This is a genomic window from Arthrobacter sp. NPDC055138 (assembly GCF_053607305.1).
This window is the reverse complement of the sequence record NZ_JBSGTH010000001.1, coordinates 707,343-724,009: the sequence shown is the minus strand read 5'-3', so window position 1 is coordinate 724,009 and position 16,667 is coordinate 707,343. Positions and strand designations below refer to the sequence as shown.

The following is a 16,667-nucleotide window of genomic DNA, read 5'->3' as shown; positions in this document are numbered from 1 at the left end:
GGGCTGGCTCTGGGGGATTCGCCAGCCCGGTAATGATGGGGGGTCCGGAACCGGCTAACGCTGAAAGTATGCCACTCGTCCTGCCCAAATTACAGCTTTGTGATTTATATTACGTATCCGCGTAACAGTCCGGTTTCACGTCGGACGGGACACGGACCGGTCACCGGAAGATCAAGGAAAGGCCCGCGGGAACAGTGCGCCGTAACGGTTTCAGCGTCATCTCGAAACCGCCCGGTCCGCTGCCTGAAAACGCTTCTATCCTGAGTGCATCTGTCACCCGATGAGAGGCGGTGTGCCGTGAGGAAGCTCCCCACCTGGCTGTCCGTGATCCTGCTGGTCCTCGGCCTGGGATTGGTGGCACCGGGCCCCGCTGCCGCTGCACCCTACTGCGGGATTTCCTGGGGATCTGGGGCAAAATCCGCGCCCGGGAGCACCACCGCACCGATCACGAATGTCCGCACGGGGCGGCACACCTGCTACGACCGCATGGTCGTCAACATCCGTGGCGATGTGGCCGGCTACTCCGTTCGCTACGGAACGGTGCGGGCCCAAGGCTCAGGCCGCGTGATCCCGCTGCGCGGCGGCGCCGACCTGGCCGTGGTGGTCAAGGCACCTGCCTACAATTCCGGCGGCCGCGCCACCTACCGTCCCGCCAACCCGAAGGAACTGGCCAACGTTCGTGGCTACACCACCTTCCGGCAGCTCGCTTGGGGCGGAAGTTTCGAAGGCTACACCACCATCGGATTGGGCGTGCGCGCCCGGCTGCCGTTCAGGGTCTTCACCCTGGATGGCCCGGGAAACATGTCCCGGCTGGTGATCGATGTGGCCCACCGCTGGTAGGCGGAACCGCAGGCAGCGGTCCGGCACGGACCCTGTCTGCCGCTGACGACGGCGGTGCAACCCCCAGGTGCCCAACGCGCCTGAGGGGAGCACCGCCGTCGTTATGTCATCACTCGGCGGCAGCGGCTTCCAGGAAGGCCTCGGCCAGCGGCCCGGCGGTCTCGGCGCCGAGCTTGCCATCCTCCACGAACACCGCAATGGCAAGGTCGCCATGGCCGGCGATCACCCAGGAGTGGGTCTGCGGCGGATTTTCCGAGCCGTACTCTGCGGTTCCGGTCTTGCCGATCGCGGGCTTGCCGGGCAGGTCCGCCAGGTTGGCCAGATAGCCGTCGACCACGGCCGAGCGCATCATGGTGCGCAGCTGCTCGGCCTCCTTTTCGGTCAGCTTCGGAACATCCGGGAGCTTGGCCTCGGGATCGTGTCCATCCACCAACGTGGGCACTACGGATCCGCCTTTCACCACGGCCGCCATCAGGGTGGCGAGCGAGAGCGGCGACGTTTGCACGCGGGACTGGCCGATCATCGAGGCGGCGTGCGCGGTGCCCTCGGAGTCTTCGCGCGGCACTGTGCCGAGGAAGGCCTCGATCCCCGGGCTGGCCGTCATGCCTACGCCGAGGGCACCGGCGGCATCCGCGAGCTGGTCCTGCGAGAGCTCCTGGTGTTCGGAAATGAACGCCGTATTGCAGGAGTGGGCGATGGCCTCGGTCAAAGTGATCTCGCCGGTGAAGGCCGCCGGATAGCTGTCCGCGTTCTCGAACGTCCGGCCGTCCACCACCAGCTCCGGATCGCAGGTGACGGTGGAATCCGGGGTCATGCCGTTGCGCAGCAGGCCCAGCGCCGTGGCAATCTTGAAGGTGGAACCGGGTGCGTACTGGCCCAGGAACGCGGTGTTGTAGCCCTCGCTGTCAGGGCCGTTGGCGGCCGCCAGGACTGCCCCCGTGGACGGCCGCAGCGCGACAATCGAACTCGGCGATTTGGTGTCGGCCAGGATGTCCTCGGCCGCGGACTGCAGGTCCGGCACCAGCGTGGTCTTCACGTCCTTGCCGTCGGCCGGGTCTTGGTGGAACAGTTGGCGGGTCGGCGCGTCCGCACCTTCCTCGGCCGGCTCGCCTACGGCGGAAACGGTAGTTCCCGGGGTACCGGCTAGTTCCTGGTTGAAGGAGGCCTGCAGACCGGAAGAGCCGACGGTCTCGCCGGCCACCACCTTGCCTTCGGACTTCTCGATATCCTCTGCCGTGGCCTCCCGGACGGAGCCCAGCACCGGCCCGGCGAAGGTGCGGCTGGGCGCCAGCGGGATCTGGTCGTCCACGGCTAGGAAGCCGTCGATGTCCTCCAGCTTCCCCTGGTCCAGCTCCTTGAAGGCGCCCTCGCGAAGGGTAATCGCGTCCACGAAGGCCTCCGGCCCGTATTCGGCAACCTTCTTCGCATAGCCGGCCGCGTCAATCTCCACGAGCTCTGCCAGCTCCCGGGCGGAGTCCTCGGCGGCCGATTCGTCCAGCCCGGTCTTGTCGATCCCGACAATCTTGACCGGGCGGTTCTTGACGATAGCCTCGCCGTCGGCGTCGAGGATCTGGCCGCGCTGCGGCTCTTCCGTGGCCAGCACCAACCGCTCGCCCTCCGCCAGCGACGGTTCAAGGACCTGCGGGGTCCACCGCACCTGCCAGCGGTCGTCCGCATAGTGCAGGTCCGCGGTGGTGGTGTAGCTCCAGCCCTGCTCCGAGTCCGTCTCCGCGTCCTTCTCCGTGTCCTTCTCCGGGTCCGCCGCCGGCCAGTCATAGGAAAGGGTGGCCCGGAACAGGTTGGACTCTACTTCTTCGACACTGTCCACGGTGACGTCGGGCTGCCACCCGCCCATCCCCTTGGTCAGCGCGGCTAGCTGCTCCTGCACCTGGGCCCCGGTGGCATCGGCGAAGGCCACCGTCGAGACGTCTTTGGCGGCCAGCCCCTTGGCCAGGGCCTGGGCGGTTGGATCCGGCGATTCCCGCTCGGGGGCACAAGCAGCCACCGCCACCGTCAGCAGCAGGGCCATGATGAGTGCAAGTGCGCGCCGAAGCATACTTCTCCTGGATCCGGGATTGTCCTGTTCGAACTTATAATCGCCCCGCGGCGATGTCGAGCCGAACGCCAGTTGGTGAATGCTGCTTGAATGGTTTCGTCGGGTTGAACGGCCACGGCCGGCCGGACAGGACCCAGGTAAAGGACATCATGACCGAATTCGCTCCCCCAGGCTCCCGCCGTGCCGCGGTGGTCTGGAATCCATCGAAGAAGTTCAGCTTTGATCTAGTGGCGCTGGTCGAAGAGGCATGCGCCGAAACCGGCTGGCAGCCGCCGCTGTGGCTGGAGACCACGCTGGAGGATCCCGGTGCCGGACAGACGCAGCAGGCGATGGACGCCGGCGTCGACCTGGTCATTGCGGCCGGCGGCGACGGCACCGTGCGGCGCGTGGCCGGCAAGCTGGCCGGAACGGACATGCCGCTGGGCGTGATCCCGCTGGGCACCGGCAACCTGCTGGCACGCAACCTGGACCTGCCGGTGGACGACCCGGAGACCGCGGTGCGCATCGCCCTGGCCGGCCGCGACCGGCCCATCGACGCCGTGCTGGCCAAGGTGGACGGCTCGGGCAGCGGCGCGGTGTTCCTGGTCATGGCCGGACTCGGCTTCGATGCCGCCGTCATTGGCGGCACGGACGACGGACTCAAGGACCGAATCGGCTGGCTCGCCTACGTGGAAGCCGGGCTGCGCAACCTCCCGGGCAAACCGGTCCGGGCCACGCTGTCAATCGACGGCGGCAAACCCATCACCCTGCGGATGCGCAGCGTGATGGGCGGCAACTGCGGCAAGATCCAGGGCGGGTTTGAGATGTTCCCGGGCGCGCAAATCGATGACGGGCTGTTGGACATCATGACCATTTCCCCGCGCGGCCGGCTCGGTTGGCTCGGTGTGCTGGCCGGGCTGGCCAAGCGCGGCCGAAGCGTGGACCCGTCGGTGGACTACTACCAGGGCAAGGAAGTGGAGATCACCGCCGGCCGGCCGCAGGAGATGCAGCTGGACGGGGACCATATTGGCCTGGGTTCCCGGCTCTCGATGCGCGTGGATCCGGGCGCGCTGCGGGTCCGGGTGGCGGCGGACTGACCGAAGGACGACGGCGGTTCCTACCGCCGGACGACGGTGCGGCCGCGTGCCGCGGCGTCCCGGACGGCGTGCGGCTGCTCACAGTATCGACACAGTTCGGAACATATCTTGAGGTCGCGGTTGTTGTACGTGCTAGCGTTCAGCGTCCGCCGGCCACCCCACCGGCAGGCTTACCGTCCTAGACACAAGGAATTTCCACCATGATTCGTCGTCGTTTGTCCGTACTCGGTGCCGCCGCAGCTGCCGCCCTGGTGCTGGCCGGCTGCAGCACTTCCTCGCCGTCGGAGTCGCAGCCGTCGACCTCCGCCGCCGCCAGCTCGCTTCAGCAGATCCAGGACGCCGGCGTGATCACCGTGGGGACCGAGGGCACCTACCGCCCGTTCAGCTTCCACGAGGGCGGTCAGGGCGACCTGACCGGTTACGACGTCGAGATCGTCAAAGCCGTGGCGGACAAGCTCGGCGTAGACGTGAAGTTCGAAGAGACCCAGTGGGACGCCATCTTCGCCGGCTTGGATGCCGGCCGGTTCGACGTGATCGCCAACCAGGTCTCCATCAACGAAGAGCGCCAGGCCAAGTACGACTTCTCCGACCCCTACACGGTGAGCACCGGCGTCGTCGTCGTGAAGAGCGACAACAGCGACATCGCCTCGCTGGCCGACCTGGAGGGCAAGACCAGCGCGCAGTCGCTTACCAGCAACTGGTACAAGCTCGCCGAGCAGGCCGGCGCCAAGGTCCAGTCGGTCGAGGGCTGGGCGCAGGCCGTTTCGCTGCTGGAGCAGGGCCGGGTGGACGCCACCATCAACGACAAGCTCACCTACCTGGATTACCAGGCCAGCCATGACAACAAGGACATCAAGGTGGCCGCGGAAACCGATGAAGAGTCGCAGAGCGCCTTCACCTTCCGGAAGGGCAGCGAGGACCTGGTGGGAGCCTTCGACAAGGCGCTCGGCGAGCTGCGCGATGACGGCACGCTGGCCAAAATCTCCGAGAAGTACTTCGGCGCAGACGTCACCAAGTAAACGGGCAGGGGCAAGACGCTAACGTAGCCGTATGAACATCGACTGGGAGCTGCTGCGCAGTTCGTTCTGGCCTATCGTCCAGGGCGGACTGACCGGCACCATCCCGCTGTCGCTGGCCAGTTTCGCCATCGGGTTGGTCCTGGCGCTTCTGCTCGCGTTGATGCGGATCAGCGGCAACCGGATCTTGGCGGGGGCCGCCCGGGCCTACATCTCGGTCATCCGCGGCACTCCGCTGCTGGTGCAGCTGTTCGTGATCTTCTACGGACTGCCGACCATCGGCGTGGTGCTCGAACCGTGGCCCAGCGCGATCATCGCGTTCTCGATGAACGTGGGCGGCTACGCGGCAGAGGTGATCAGGGCCGCGATCCTGTCCGTGCCGAAGGGCCAGTGGGAAGCCGGCCACACCATCGGCATGGCCCGCACCACCACGCTCCGGCGCATCGTCCTGCCGCAGGCGGCCAGGGTCTCCGTGCCGCCGCTGTCCAACACCTTCATTTCTCTGGTCAAGGACACGTCCCTCGCCTCGCTGATCCTGGTCACCGAAGCGTTCCGGGTGGCCCAGGAAATCGCCGCCTTCAGCCAGGAATTCCTGCTGCTGTACATGGAGGCCGCGGCGGTCTACTGGGTGTTCTGCCTGGTCCTGTCCGCCGGACAGACCCGACTGGAGAAGAGGCTGGACCGCTATGTCGCCCACTGAAGTCCCGCCCGCGGCGCCTTCCGGCGCCGACGGCGGTCCCGTGCTCTCCGTGGAGGGACTGCGCAAGTCCTTCGGCGGCAACCAGGTGCTGACCTCAATCGACCTGTCGGTGAAGACCGGAGGCGTGCTGGCGCTGATCGGCCCCTCAGGCTCCGGCAAGACCACCGTGCTGCGGTGCCTGAACGGCTTGGAAATTCCCGACGGCGGACGGGTCGCCTTTGCGGGCGGGCCCGCCGTGGACTTCGGCTCGCCCGTGGGCCGCAAGCAGATTTCCGAGCTGCGGGACCGCAGTGCCATGGTGTTCCAGCACTACAATCTGTTTCCGCACATGACCGTGCTGCAGAACATCATCGAGGGCCCGGTCCAGGTCCAGAAGCGGCCCCGGGCCGACGCCGTACGCGAGGCCATGTCGCTGTTGGAACGCGTGGGGCTGACCGGCAAGGAAGACCAGTACCCGCACCAGCTCTCCGGCGGACAGCAGCAGCGGGTCGGCATAGTCCGGGCGCTGGCGCTCAAACCCTCGCTGCTGCTCTTCGATGAGCCGACCTCGGCGCTGGACCCCGAACTGGTGGGCGATGTGCTGCACGTGATCAAGGAACTGGCCGACGAAGGCTGGACCATGGCGCTGGTGACGCACGAGCTGGCGTTCGCCCGGGAAGTAGCCAGCGAGGTGGTGTTCATGGACGGCGGCGTGGTGGTGGAGCGAGGCCACCCCGACCAGGTGCTGCGCGAGCCGCGGGAGGAGCGCACCCGGCAGTTCGTCCACCGGCTGCTGAACCCGTTCTAGGCCGGATAATCCACGACGACTGCCGCTAGCGGCCGGGCTGCGCGGGCCCTCGCATCGGCATCGGCGGGATTCCCGTGCTTGGGGTTCCCTGTCCGGGTGCCTGAGCGCGCTCGTGGCCCTGGACCGGAGCCGCCGGCAGCGGCGCAGGGTATGGAGCCGCCGCGATCCCTGGCTGCAGCGTCCGGAACCAGCCGTCGTACCGCTGGTCGGCACGCTTCACGGCGCGCGAAATGCCTACCGTCAGCAGCACGAAGCCGGCGATCGAAACCACCGCGAACAGCACCGCGAAGCCGGTGTAGACCTCCGCGTTAGAGCTGTAGAACACGCTGGTGGCGTCCAGGAAGGACTCGCGGACCGCCGAGGCGGACATCCAGCCGCTCATCGCACCTCCTGCAACGAAGAGGGCAATGCCCCAAACGGTCAGGCCGGCAGCTGAGGGGATGTAGCGGTAGTTCATGCTTCCCACTATCGGCAGCCCACCCGCGTAACGTCGGCCTCCACGACGTATTCTTGGCCACACTCCCCGGCCGCCGAACCCCGCCAAATCCGCGCCAGAACCTCTGAATCCCGAGAGGTGTTCCACGCCACGCCGCTTGATAATTCATCTGATGTCCATTGGAATGGCAGAATGTAAACTTCCATGCACCGTTCCGCATGGCACCACGTTCCGGCCGGAAGCTACCCATCCCGCGCTTTCTCCTCTGCGGCGGCCTCCGGTCACGAAAGGCAGAACCATGGCCACGACTTTGGCTACCAAGTCTTTGACGGCACAGACGGCCTCCGAGGCCCACGACCTCCTCAATGCTGCGGTGGAAGAACTGCAATCAATCGCGGCCATCGACGGCGATTGCGGCATTCTGGTCACCCGCACCGGGCCCGGGCAATTCACTGTGGAACTGAGCGACGACGTGCCCTACGGCATCACGCAGGAATCCGACCTCGACTAGGATCCGCCTCTCCGGCTGGGCCCACCAGCACGGGCCGTCGCGGCATTGACTCCCGGTTTCAGGCTGCTAGCGTTTCGCTCGTACGTTCAGGCAATCCGGCAGATCTGAGGAGCGTTCCCGTGGCAAACGTCAGCATCATCGGTACCGGCAACATGGGCCAGGCCATCTCCAGCGTGGTCAGCAAGGGCGGAAACGTCGTCGAGTCGTTCGACCATGACGACGCCCGGCCCGTAACCGGCGACATTGTTATCCTCGCGGTGCCCTACCCCGCCCTGTCCGACATCGTCCGCAGCCGCGGCGACCAGTTGGCGGGAAAGGTGGTCGTCGACATCACCAACCCGCTGAACTTTGAAACCTTCGACTCGCTCACCGTGCCGTCCGACAGTTCGGCCGCAGCCGAACTCAGCGCCTCGCTGCCGGATTCGCGCGTGGTCAAGGCCTTCAACACCACCTTCGCCGCCACGCTGTCCTCCGGCACCGTCGGCGGCCTGCCCACCACCGTGCTTATGGCCGGGGATGATGCCGCGGCCAAGTCCCAGCTGGCCGAGGTGGTCACCGCCGCCGGGCTGAACGCCATCGATGCCGGCGCACTGTCCCGGGCCCGGGAACTCGAGGCCCTGGGATTCCTGCAGATCTCCCTGGCCGCCGCCGAGAAGCTCCCGTGGACCGGAGGCTTCGGCGTCGTCGCCTGACCGCCTAATAGCCCGGCGCTAGCGCCGTCCCGACCGCCTGGCAGCAATAGCCATTCCGGCCAGCACGCCGGCGGCGATCAGCAGCAGCACGGACACCACGATTAGCGGGGGCATGATGTCCAGCCCCATGATGGACGGCATCACCGTCAGGCTGACCGCGAAGAGAGCGACGACGGCAGCAGCGAGCCCGAGGGCAACGGCACGGGGATTGGATCCTTCCACGCCCTCCACTCTATCGGCGCTTCGCTCCGGCTTTGTGACGCCGGCCGGCGCCCGTCGAATAAGGCCACGGGCCCTCCCGGTGGGATAATTTCGCCCATGGCTCCAGCAATCGCATACCAAGGTGAACCCGGCTCGAACTCGCACATGGCGTGCCTTGAGGTCCGGCCCGGCTGGGACGCGGTGCCATGCGCCAGCTTTGAAGACGCCTTCGCCGCCGTCACCAGCGGCGAGGCCGAACTGGCCATGATCCCCATTGACAACTCGATCGCCGGCCGCGTGGCGGACATCCATGCCCTGCTGCCCCGGACCACGCTGCAGATCGTGGAGGAATTCTTCCTGCCCATCCGCTTCAGCCTGCTCGGCATTCCCGGGGCCACGGTGGAACAGGCCCGTGAAGTGCACAGCCACATCCATGCCCTGGGACAGTGCCGCAAGCTGATCCGCCGTTTGGGGCTAACGCCGGTCATTGCCGGCGATACCGCCGGGTCGGCCCGTGAAGTTGCCGAGTGGAACGATCCCACCAAGGTCTCGCTCGCGCCGCCGATGGCCGCGGAGCTGTACGGCCTGCAAGTCTTCGCCGAGAAAGTGGAAGACGATCCAACGAACACCACCCGGTTTGTGGTGCTGGCCGACCGGCGGCCCGTCCCCCGCCGCGAGGAGCTGCCCGGTCCCGCGGTGACCAGCTTTGTTTTCCGGGTGCGCAACGTTCCCTCGGCGCTGTACAAGGCCCTCGGCGGGTTCGCGACCAACGGCATCAACATGACCCGGCTGGAGAGCTACATGGTGGGCGGCGAATTCGCGGCCACCATGTTCATGGTGGACGTCGAAGGCCATCCGGAGGACCAGCCAATGGTCCATGCCTTCGAGGAACTCGAATTCTTCACCACCGAAATCCGGATTCTGGGCGTCTATCCCGCCCACCCGTTCCGGTTGAACCGCGGCGCGGAACAGCCGGCAGGCACCTAGGCAAGGGAAGCGCGTGCCACCGAGTGGCACGCGCGGCGCCGGACAGAGTTCTTAACGAACTGTTACCCGCGTTTGACCGAGGCCACGTCCCGCTTTACCTTGGAAATGAATCACGAGCGCCAACTTCACAGCCCTGGCTGGTTGGCCGGCAACCCTCTACCGTAGCGGGGTGCTCCAGGTGATGATTCGGCCCGCCGGGTTTGTCGGCAGGCAAGTACGCGTATCCTCCGGCAGCAGCGGATGCGCCTGAGCTTCAAGGATGGCCATGTCCCTGCACAACGACTTGACCCCGAACACCCTCCGCTCCGCCTTCGGGCGCTTTCCCTCCGGAATCGCAGCGCTCTGCGCCGTCATCGACGGTCAGCCGCAAGGCATCGTCGCTTCCTCCTTCACCGTGGGCGTTTCACTGGAGCCGCCGCTGGTGATGTTCGCCGTCCAGAACACCTCGCGGACCTGGCCGCTGCTCCGCCAGGCCGGCCGGATCGGCGTGTCGGTGCTGAGCACGGAGCACGACGGCGTCTGCCGCCAGATTGCTTCCAAGAGCGGCGACCGCTTCGCCGGGCTGAGCCTGCACCGCACCGACCGGGACGCGCTTTTCCTCAACGAGGCAGCGCTGTGGCTGGATTGCTCGGTGCATCAGGAGTTCCCGGCCGGTGACCACCAGGTGGTGCTGCTGGAGGTACACGCGCTGAGCACGCACGACGGCGCGCACGAACCGCTGGTCTTCCACGACTCCTCGTTCCGCCGGCTGGTACAGCCCGCGTTCGTCTAGGGCAGCGGGCGTCCCCGCGCCGCCACCCACAGCGCGTACCATTCCTGCCGGGTCATTGCCGCGCCGATCTCCTCGGCCTGGCCGCAGGCCCTGATCCGCTCCGGGTTGCTGGTACCGACGACCGGCCGGATCCGGGCAGGATGGCGCAGCAGCCAGCCCAGCACCACGGCTTCCTGCGTGCAGCCCTTGTCCCGGGCCAGCTCGGAGACCAAGGCTGCCGTCGCGCGATCCGCTGCCGCACCACCGCCGCCGGGGCCGTCAACTGTGCCGGCGGCCCGTTCCGCCGGCCGGCCGCTGTAGCGGCCCCGCGCCAGCGAGCCCCAGGCCTGCAACTCCACCGCGTGGGCAGCACAGTACTCCAGGGTGCCGTGCGGGAAGCCGACGGCGGCGCCTTCCGGGTGGTTGACCAGCACGCCGGATTCAAGCCAGTCCCGCCGGTACAGGCTCATTTCCAACTGGTTGACGGCGAGCGGCTCGTCGAGCGCGGCCTGCAGCCACCTCATCTGCTCGCCGGACATGTTCGAGACGCCTAGGCGGCGGACCTTCCCGGCCAGCCGGAGGCGGCTGAACGCCTCGGCAATCTCCTCGGCCGGGGCCAGCGGATCCGGCCGGTGGATCAGCAGCGTGTCCAGGTGGTCGGTGTGCAGGCGGCGCAGGCTTTCCTCGGTACCGGCCACGATGGCCGCGCGGGATGAGTCGTACTGGCCCACCAGTCCGGGAACCGGCAGTCGGATGCCGCATTTGCTCTGCAGCTGGATGGTTTCCCGGAGTTCCGGTCGCTCGGCCAGCACCCGGCCGAACGCAGCCTCCGCCTTGCCGTGGGCGTAAATGTCCGCGTGGTCGAAGATCCTGATGCCGATGTCCAGTGCCGCCTCCACGGCCGTGTGGGCGGCGGCGACGTCGGCGGCCTCCAGCGGGCCGCTCCCCCAGCCACCGCCCAAACCCATGCTGCCGAAGATCAGGCGGGATCCGGCGTCGTCCATTGATATGTCCCTTCGCTGGGCAGGCTTCCAGCGTACGACAGCGGCTCGCCGAAATCGGGGGTTGTGCCGCCTCGCGGACGGCAGTACGGTAACTCTCGCGGGGCCGGATAGCGTCCCCAGGCAACCAGTATTAGGCCGCCTGCGCCACCCGCGCCGCCAGGAAGTTAACCATGGCAGTTCCTCCCAGCCCGGACCGGGGCCCTCACCAGCCGTCCGGTCCCTCAACAGCCCGGGAGTCCGCGCGCGCGGACCAGGACCGGGCCCAACTCCCGGACGGCGCTGCCGCTGCACAGCCCCGGATTACGGTGGTGTTCCTGGGGCTGATGCTCACCGTGCTGCTGGCAGCGCTGGACCAGACCATCGTGGCGACGGCGCTGCCCACCATCGTCGGGGACCTGAACGGGCTGGAGCACATCTCCTGGGTGATCACCGCCTACATTCTGGCCGCCACCATCGGGCTGCCGATCTACGGCAAGCTCGGCGACCTGTTCGGACGCAAGAGCATCTTCATCTTTGCGATCGCGGTGTTCCTGGGCGGCTCGATGCTCTCCGGCATGGCGCAGAGCATGCCGCAGCTGATCGCCTTCCGCGCCATCCAGGGGGTGGGCGGCGGCGGGTTGATGATCGGCGCGCAGGCGATCATCGGCGATCTGGTCTCGCCGCGCGAGCGCGGCAAGTACATGGGCCTTATCGGGGCGGCCTTCGGCCTCGCCTCGGTCAGCGGACCCCTGCTGGGCGGCTTCATTACCGACCACTGGAGCTGGCGCTGGGTCTTCTACATCAACCTCCCGCTGGGTGCCGCGGCGCTGACTGTCATCACCACCACCCTGCACCTGCATAAGCCGGGCGGGCCGAGGCCCAAGCTGGACTATCTGGGCACCTTCCTGCTGGCGGTCGCCAGTGCGGCGGTCATCCTGTTCGCCAGCTGGGGCGGGACCACCTACCCCTGGGACAGTCCGGTGATCATCGGGCTGGGCGCGGTCACCGTGGTTGCCTCGGTGTTGTTCGTGCTGGCCGAACGCCGGGCGGTGGAACCGGTGCTGCCGCTGCGGCTGTTCCGCGACCGGGACTTCACGCTGCCCACCTTGATGGGCGTGTGCGTGGGCATCGCGATGTTCTCCACGATCGCCTATTTGCCCACCTTCCTGCAGATGGTCAACGGGGCCAGCGCCACCGAGTCGGGCCTGATGATGATCCCGATGACGGCGGGGATGGTGGGAGCCACCACCACCACAGGCCAGCTGGTGAGCCGCACCGGCCGCTACAAGATCTTCCCGATCATCGGCACCATCCTGATCGCGGCCGGGCTGGTGATGCTCTCGCAGATCTCCGACACCACCCCGTACTCCTTCACCGCCGCCGGCATGTTGGTGCTGGGGCTGGGGCTGGGGTCCATCATGCAAAACCTGGTGCTGATCGTGCAGAACAGCGTCCGGCGCCGGGATCTGGGCACGGCCACCTCGGCCACCAACTACTTCCGGCAGATCGGCGCCACCTTCGGCATCTCGCTGTTCGGCGCCATTTTCATCAGCCGACTGACCGAGCAATTCTCGACGGCGCCGCCCGGCCTGGTGACGACGATCGGTTCCGGCGGCGGCCAAAGCTTCAGCTCGCTCGGTCCCGCCGTGCTCAAATCGCTGCCGGCCCCTGCCCAGGAATTCATCGCACATGCCTTCGCCCAGGCGCTGCCGCCGATCTATCTTTACGCCGTGCCGATCGTGCTCGCGGCGCTGGTGTTCGCCTGCTTCGTCAAGGAGATCCCGCTCTCGGAGGAAGTGGGAACTCCGGCCAGCCGGGACCGGCCGGAGTGAGCCGATACGATGCGGCAGGACGGCAGGCTGGTCCCTCCCCCGGCGGCAGGGCTGCAGGCCGGTGCCTCGCCGGGCTGCCGCCAGCGTAAAAGCATGACTACGCGAACGATCGGAACGCTCGACGTCGGCAGCATCGGGCTGGGCTGCATGAACCTCAGCCACGCGTACGGGGTGCCGCCGGCCCGCGAGGACGCGGCGAAACTTCTGCTGCATGCCCTGGACGCTGGCGTGCGGCACTTCGACACCGCCGCACTGTACGGGGCCTCCACCAACGAGGAGCTGATCGGCGAGGTGCTGGGCCCGCGGCGGGACGAGTTCTTCCTGGCCAGTAAATGCGGCATGACCAGCGTGGCCGGCCGGCGGGTCATCGACGGGCGCCCGGAGACGCTCAAAGCAACCTGCGACGCGGCACTGCAACGGCTGCGCACCGACCACATTGACCTCTACTACTTGCACCGCTGGGACAAGAGCATCCCCGTCGAGGAATCGGTCGGCGCGCTGGCCGAGCTGGTCGCCGCCGGCAAGATCGGGGCGATCGGCCTGTCCGAGGTCTCCGCCGCAACCCTGCGCCGGGCGAATGCGGTGCACCCGATTGCGGCCCTGCAGACCGAGTACTCCCTCTGGACGCGCAACCCGGAACTGGGGACGCTGGCAGCCTGTGCGGAACTCGGCACGGCCTTCGTCGCCTTCAGCCCGCTGGCCCGCGGATTCCTGACCGGCACGCTGGATGACCCGTCGGCGCTGCCGGAGCAGGACATCCGCCACGGTATGCCGCGCTTCTCCGCCGAAAACTACCCGCAGAACCTGGCGCTGCTCGACGGCTTCCGCGCCATCGCGGACGACGCCGGCTGCTCACCTGCCCAACTGGCCCTCGCCTGGGTGCTGTCCCGCGGCGAGCACGTGGTCGCGCTGCCGGGCACCAGGAGCATCGCCCACTTGGACGAGGACCTAGGCGCCGCGGACGTCAACCTGGACGCAGACGTGCTGCGCCGGCTGGAGGCGCTGATCAACCACGGCACCGTCCACGGCCCGCGCTACAACGCAGTTACCCAGGCGGACGTGGACACCGAGGAGTTCCCCGCCGCATAGCAGACCGCGCAGAAAATCAGCCGACCCGGGAGTCAGCCGGTGTGCTGGCGGAGGAAATGAACGCTGCGTTCCAGCGCCCGCCAGGCCGCCTCCAAATCCAGGTTGAACTGGAATTGGTGCCCCAGCCCGGCAGCCGTCTCCGGGAAGAACTCCTCGACCTTGGTGCCGTTCTTCTTCAGCGCCTTGACCAGCGCCAGCGAGTGCGGCAGCAGCGGATCGGTGTTGCCCGCGGAGACGAACGCCGGCGGGAAGTTGCCGTCCACGTACCGGGCAACGGAGGCCAACGCGATGTACGGCCGCTCTAGGTAATCCTTGGCCCCGGTGTAGGACCAGAGCACAGTGCGCAGATAGTTCTGGTTCCCAGCCTGGTCCGCCCCGGTCAGCGACAGATCGTATGCTCCGCAGTGCAACAGCACCGCGCGCAGCCGGTCCGGAGCCGTCGGGGAGGCGATGCCCAGCTTGTGGGCATACTCCGGGTCGGAGACCACCAGCGCCAACTGCGCCGCGATCTGTGCCCCGGCAGAGTCCCCCGCGAGCACCAGCCGCTCGGTATCGATGTGCAGCCGCTCCGCATTGTGCTCCAGGTAGCGCAGGGCCGCGGCACTCTGGCGCACGGGTGCCGGATAGCGTCGCTTGTGCGCCAGCGAATAGTCCACACCCACGGTGGTGAAGCCGTAGGAGGCCAGGATCCGAAGGTAATTGGCGACGTCGTTCTTGGTGCCGGAGATCCACGCCCCGCCGTGGATCCAGACGATTGTTGGCAGGCGCAGCGACTCGCGCGCTGCCTCGTCCGGGAAGAACACGTCCAAGTAGGTGTGGCCATGGTTGCTCAGGTACTGCTGGTCCAGAATTTCGCTGACGCCGTCCGGAACATGGCGGGCCATGGCGCGGGCGGTGCGGCGGCCGTCCCGCTCGGCCAGCACCCGAAGCAAAACCGCCAGCGGCCGAGGGCTGAAGCGCAGCCAGAAGACCACGCCGCCGGCGAGGGCCGCCGGGACCGCGGCAATCACCGCAAGGGCAATCAGCGCGCGGCGGAAACGAACCTTCATGGCTGCCTCCTGATTGGCCGTAGTGAACCAATCGTGAGGCAGCAGTGCGCTTGGGGCAAGCCCCGATTTTTGTCTCCCCGGAACGGCTGGGAGACAGCCCGTCAGCCGAGGGCAACCGCCAGGCTGAGCACGCCCAGCAGCAGGGCCACCGGCGTCATGGTCCACCGCTCGGGCTTGCTGCGCGAGATGGCGTTCATCAGGACGCCCACAAACAGGTAGGCAGTCAGGACCCACATCAACACCACGGACACGGTGTGCGGCAGCGCGTCCAGAAGCTGCGCCCGGTCGAGGATGATGAGCCCAAAGAAGGCATACAGGACCACCGAGACGGCGCTGCCAATCCGGAACTTGGCCGGCAGGACGCGGTGGCTGCCTCCCCACGCGAACCGGCCCAACGGCAGGCCTGCGGCAAGCAGGATCTGGAAGACGGCCAGCAGGGCCAGGACGCAGCAGGCGACAACGGCCGCAACAGTGATCACGTGGGCAGTGTAGCCGTGCGCGAGCGCGGCGCCCGGCGTCGCGGCAACGGCTGCAGCGTGTCGCCGTCAGCGGGAGGCGACCTTGCCCGTCAGCGGGAGGCGACGTTGCCGGTCAGCGGGAGGTGACTTTGCCCGTCAGCGAGGCGATCGGCCGCAGGAAGATCGGCCGGGCCAGGAACCACGCCGCAACCGTCACCGCGAGCGAGGCGGCGAAGATCCAGAAGCCGGCCCAGCCGCCGTCGTCCGATGCCGCATACATGTGGTTGAGGTTGCGCAGGGCGCCGGTGGCCAGCACCAGCGTCACGTGCACCACAATGAACGCCACAAAGTAGATCATCACCGGGAAGTGGATGGCCCGGGCGGCCTCGATCGGGTAGTACTTGTTCACCGCGGCCTTCTTGGGCCAGGCAGCCGAGGTCCGCAGCCCGGAAATGATGGCCAGCGGCGCCGCGATAAAGACGGTGGCGAAGTAGGTCAACAGCTGCAGCGCGTTGTAGTTCACCCAGCCGTTTTCCAGCGGCCAGTCCAGCGAGGCGTACTGCAGGGCCGCGGAGAGGGCGTTCGGGAAAATGTCCCAGCTGGTGGGCACAATCCTCATCCAGTGTCCGGTGGCGAAGATCAGCACCATGAACACGATCCCGTTGAGCACCCACAACGCATCCAGCGTCAGGTGGAACCAGAGATTCAGCGTGATCTTGGTCGGCTTGTTCTTGGTCTTGACCAGGCCCTGGTTGTTGCGCGTCCAGTAGGCCGGCGAGCGCGTGCCGGTGCGCACCTGCAGCCCGGTGCGGATGATCAGCACCAGGAAGAAGAAATTGAGGAAGTGCTGCCAGCCCAGCCAGGCCGGCAGCCCCACCGGGGCCGACTCAGGAAGTTCGGAGGTGCCCGGGTAGGCGGTGAGGAAGTCCTGCACGCCCGGCATGGTCCGCAGCCACTTGGCCAGCAACACCAACAGCAACAGCACGACGACGGCGCCGGCCACTGCCGCGGTGATCTTCAGCCACGTCTTGCGCGTGCTTCCGGACGGTTTCGTCGAAGTGGACATTGCCGGCTTTTCCTCGTTCCTCACGTCCCGTGCGTTCCGGGGTTCGTGATTCAAGGTACCCCGGCCGCGCGGGATCGTGCCACAAGCCCCACCGGTGGCCGGTTGTGGCTTGCCCCATGCGCTCCCGTCCGTGCGCC

Annotated in this window: 18 protein-coding genes and 1 riboswitch; of the genes, 11 read left to right on the top strand and 7 right to left on the bottom strand. The window is 67.3% G+C overall.

Annotated elements, in window-relative coordinates; all coding sequences use genetic code 11:
• Positions 1–297: 297 nt before the first annotated feature.
• Positions 298–840, top strand: a complete 543-nt coding sequence (locus ACWF5H_RS03490) for an AMIN-like domain-containing (lipo)protein (protein ID WP_452034864.1) — start codon at positions 298–300, stop codon at positions 838–840.
• 109 nt (positions 841–949) lie between these two features.
• Here ACWF5H_RS03490 and ACWF5H_RS03485 read toward each other — a convergent pair whose 3' ends face one another.
• Positions 950–2,896 (bottom strand): penicillin-binding transpeptidase domain-containing protein, encoded by a 1,947-nt coding sequence (locus tag ACWF5H_RS03485; RefSeq protein ID WP_452034863.1) that lies wholly within the window; start codon positions 2,894–2,896, stop codon positions 950–952.
• 149 nt (positions 2,897–3,045) lie between these two features.
• On the opposite strand from ACWF5H_RS03485, the gene ACWF5H_RS03480 reads away from it, so the two are divergent.
• From ACWF5H_RS03480 to ACWF5H_RS03465, 4 genes are all read left to right on the top strand, one after another.
• Positions 3,046–3,972 carry a diacylglycerol/lipid kinase family protein gene (locus ACWF5H_RS03480; RefSeq protein ID WP_364652269.1) on the top strand — a complete coding sequence of 309 codons (927 nt, stop codon included), beginning with the start codon at positions 3,046–3,048 and terminating at the stop codon, positions 3,970–3,972.
• A 200-nt stretch (positions 3,973–4,172) separates the two neighbouring features.
• Entirely contained in the window at positions 4,173–4,991 is an 819-nt protein-coding gene (locus tag ACWF5H_RS03475) for an amino acid ABC transporter substrate-binding protein (RefSeq protein ID WP_452034861.1), read from the top strand.
• A gap of 31 nt (positions 4,992–5,022) precedes the next feature.
• Positions 5,023–5,688: an amino acid ABC transporter permease gene (locus ACWF5H_RS03470; protein WP_452034860.1), complete on the top strand. Its 666-nt coding sequence runs from the start codon at positions 5,023–5,025 to the stop codon at positions 5,686–5,688.
• The gene (locus ACWF5H_RS03465) at positions 5,675–6,475 is read left to right on the top strand and encodes an amino acid ABC transporter ATP-binding protein (protein ID WP_452034859.1); all 801 of its coding nucleotides are present in this window, start codon (positions 5,675–5,677) and stop codon (positions 6,473–6,475) included. The genes ACWF5H_RS03470 and ACWF5H_RS03465 overlap by 14 nt, the downstream gene beginning before the upstream one ends.
• 25 nt (positions 6,476–6,500) lie before the next feature.
• On the opposite strand, the gene ACWF5H_RS03460 is transcribed toward ACWF5H_RS03465, so the two are convergent.
• Positions 6,501–6,932: a hypothetical protein gene (locus ACWF5H_RS03460; RefSeq protein ID WP_452034858.1), complete on the bottom strand. Its 432-nt coding sequence runs from the start codon at positions 6,930–6,932 to the stop codon at positions 6,501–6,503.
• A gap of 277 nt (positions 6,933–7,209) precedes the next feature.
• Here ACWF5H_RS03460 and ACWF5H_RS03455 point away from each other — a divergent pair, with 277 nt between their 5' ends.
• Entirely contained in the window at positions 7,210–7,422 is a 213-nt protein-coding gene (locus tag ACWF5H_RS03455) for a hypothetical protein (protein ID WP_127512440.1), read from the top strand.
• A 119-nt stretch (positions 7,423–7,541) separates the two neighbouring features.
• Positions 7,542–8,114, top strand: a complete 573-nt coding sequence (locus tag ACWF5H_RS03450) for an NADPH-dependent F420 reductase (RefSeq protein WP_452034857.1) — start codon at positions 7,542–7,544, stop codon at positions 8,112–8,114.
• Positions 8,115–8,132: 18 nt separating this feature from the next.
• Here the strand turns inward: ACWF5H_RS03450 and ACWF5H_RS03445 are convergent, their stop codons facing one another.
• Positions 8,133–8,336 carry a hypothetical protein gene (locus tag ACWF5H_RS03445; protein ID WP_452034856.1) on the bottom strand — a complete coding sequence of 68 codons (204 nt, stop codon included), beginning with the start codon at positions 8,334–8,336 and terminating at the stop codon, positions 8,133–8,135.
• Between the two features lie 96 nt (positions 8,337–8,432).
• On the opposite strand from ACWF5H_RS03445, the gene ACWF5H_RS03440 reads away from it, so the two are divergent.
• Together ACWF5H_RS03440 and ACWF5H_RS03435 are read left to right on the top strand one after the other, a co-directional pair.
• Positions 8,433–9,302: a prephenate dehydratase gene (locus ACWF5H_RS03440; protein ID WP_452034854.1), complete on the top strand. Its 870-nt coding sequence runs from the start codon at positions 8,433–8,435 to the stop codon at positions 9,300–9,302.
• A 108-nt stretch (positions 9,303–9,410) separates the two neighbouring features.
• Positions 9,411–9,525, top strand: a riboswitch (SAM riboswitch).
• 42 nt (positions 9,526–9,567) lie between these two features.
• On the top strand, positions 9,568–10,074 hold the full coding sequence (locus ACWF5H_RS03435; RefSeq protein WP_452034852.1) for a flavin reductase family protein: 507 nt from the start codon (positions 9,568–9,570) through the stop codon (positions 10,072–10,074).
• Here ACWF5H_RS03435 and ACWF5H_RS03430 read toward each other — a convergent pair.
• Positions 10,071–11,057: an aldo/keto reductase gene (locus ACWF5H_RS03430; protein ID WP_452034851.1), complete on the bottom strand. Its 987-nt coding sequence runs from the start codon at positions 11,055–11,057 to the stop codon at positions 10,071–10,073. The two genes, ACWF5H_RS03435 and ACWF5H_RS03430, sit on opposite strands and share 4 nt — an antisense overlap.
• 170 nt (positions 11,058–11,227) lie before the next feature.
• Here ACWF5H_RS03430 and ACWF5H_RS03425 point away from each other — a divergent pair, with 170 nt between their 5' ends.
• Together ACWF5H_RS03425 and ACWF5H_RS03420 are read left to right on the top strand one after the other, a co-directional pair.
• A complete protein-coding gene (locus ACWF5H_RS03425) occupies positions 11,228–12,868 on the top strand; it encodes a DHA2 family efflux MFS transporter permease subunit (RefSeq protein ID WP_452034849.1) in 1,641 nt (546 codons plus the stop codon).
• Between the two features lie 93 nt (positions 12,869–12,961).
• Complete coding sequence (locus ACWF5H_RS03420; protein ID WP_452034848.1) at positions 12,962–13,957, top strand: aldo/keto reductase; 996 nt, start codon at positions 12,962–12,964, stop codon at positions 13,955–13,957.
• Positions 13,958–13,989: 32 nt separating this feature from the next.
• On the opposite strand, the gene ACWF5H_RS03415 is transcribed toward ACWF5H_RS03420, so the two are convergent.
• The 3 genes from ACWF5H_RS03415 to ACWF5H_RS03405 all read right to left on the bottom strand — a co-directional run bounded on the left by ACWF5H_RS03415 (position 13,990) and on the right by ACWF5H_RS03405 (position 16,530).
• On the bottom strand, positions 13,990–15,006 hold the full coding sequence (locus ACWF5H_RS03415; RefSeq protein WP_452034846.1) for an alpha/beta hydrolase: 1,017 nt from the start codon (positions 15,004–15,006) through the stop codon (positions 13,990–13,992).
• 101 nt (positions 15,007–15,107) lie between these two features.
• Positions 15,108–15,485 (bottom strand): hypothetical protein, encoded by a 378-nt coding sequence (locus ACWF5H_RS03410; protein WP_452034845.1) that lies wholly within the window; start codon positions 15,483–15,485, stop codon positions 15,108–15,110.
• Positions 15,486–15,597: 112 nt separating this feature from the next.
• Positions 15,598–16,530, bottom strand: coding sequence for a cytochrome b/b6 domain-containing protein (locus ACWF5H_RS03405; RefSeq protein WP_452034844.1), 933 nt, complete (start codon positions 16,528–16,530; stop codon positions 15,598–15,600).
• Positions 16,531–16,667: the final 137 nt, after the last annotated feature.